Consider the following 1,003-nt stretch of genomic DNA (forward strand, 5'->3'; position numbering starts at 1 on the left):
GCACACTCGAACGTTCCAACGCCAAGCTCAAACTATGCTTTATTCGGCTGATGCTCAAGCGACTAGCCGCCTAAAAAGATCTCAAATGGGTTCTATAAGCCAGAGGCGATATTTCTTGCCAACTGCAATGTTCTGCCGTCCATCAGCAGCGACGCGGAAGCCATCCGCAGTCGTTACTGCATTCTGAGCTTTAAGAAAACTTACGTGGTTGGAGCGGATGCCACTAAAGGTGAGTTAGAGGCTGACCCTCGGTTTAAGGAAGACCCAAACTTTATTCTGGAACGGATTGCTCCGGCTTTGTTGAACAGGATGCTGGAGCGGATACCGCTGTTGCTGACCCAAGGAATTAATTATGGTTCCAGTGACGCGGCTCTAAGGAAAGCTCAGGAAAAGTCTCAGCACCTGTGGCAGTTTGTGAGGGACTTGGGTTATGAGGCTGGCAAGGGCGAGCGGGTTTACGCCAAGGATTTATGGAGCGAGCTACAAGAGTGGTATCAAGAGGCGGGGATACTTGAGCTTGAGTGGAACGAGAAGGGCAAGGAAAAACTGGTTTGGAATGATTTACCAAACCAGTGGGATAAGCCGGTGAAGGCTATAAACCAGTTGTACGCTCGGCTTTGTGAGATTTTCCCTAAACTGGAGAAACATCGGCACACAGAACGAGGTCTCGAACCCGAGCGAACGATGGGAGAAGCTTACTACCTTGGCATCAAAAAACAAAAGTCTGGACAAAGTGAGAAATCATCCTCAGCATCCTCAGCACCTTGTGGAACAAGGGAATCATCCTCAGCACTGCCTCAGCAAAATTTTTATGCTGAGGATGGCGCTGAGGCAACAATCCTTGCACAGAGGGCTGCTGAGGATGCTGAGGCAATAAACCCAACTCTTTTGGAATTGTGCAATAGAATCGCAAAACTCACCCTCTCGGACAAGCAAAAACTGGTAGAACTACTCACCGGCGTCCCTTGTTCCAACCCGCTCAAAGCATTCAGAGTTGGTGACA

The 1,003-nt window shown here is 49.3% G+C and carries 1 protein-coding gene and 1 pseudogene; both read left to right on the forward strand.

The features are described from left to right. On the forward strand, positions 1-187 hold a 187-nt coding region (locus JGK39_RS00065; RefSeq protein ID WP_293262948.1), incomplete at its 5' end, for a hypothetical protein. Positions 188-204: 17 nt separating this feature from the next. Next, positions 205-1,003 (forward strand): annotated as a pseudogene (locus JGK39_RS00070) (helicase superfamily 3); the annotation flags it as partial.

The organism is Microcoleus sp. PH2017_12_PCY_D_A, from assembly GCF_020738565.1.
Lineage (GTDB): Bacteria > Cyanobacteriota > Cyanobacteriia > Cyanobacteriales > Microcoleaceae > Microcoleus.